Raw genomic sequence first — 311 nt, forward strand, 5'->3', positions numbered from 1 at the left:
ACAAAAATTTAAAATCGCTCAAATTGCAGAGGAACTCAAGATATCCCGACCTACGGTCTATAAATATTTAGAGATGTCATTTGAAGAAATAAAAGAATATCTTAGTAGTTCTATAAAAAAATCCAAGAAGTTAGATCTATACCGTGATTGGATTGTTGCTTGGTTAGAGGAATACCCTCACTTAAGTGCAGCACAAATTAGGGACTGGCTGTTAGAGAGATATCCAGATTTTAGTGTCGGAGAAAGCACGGTTCGCTTATATGTAAGGGAAATTCGTGAAATTTATCAAATTGAGAAAAAAGTAAAGGTTA

Annotated in this window: 1 protein-coding gene; it reads left to right on the forward strand. The window is 34.1% G+C overall.

Features of this window, described 5'->3' with window-relative positions:
• On the forward strand, nucleotides 1-311 hold a 311-nt coding region (locus ACJ2A9_RS23895), incomplete at both ends, for a helix-turn-helix domain-containing protein (protein ID WP_441424125.1).

This window comes from Anaerobacillus sp. MEB173 (assembly GCF_052119505.1).
Classification (GTDB): Bacteria; Bacillota; Bacilli; order Bacillales; family JBJMAU01; genus JBJMAU01.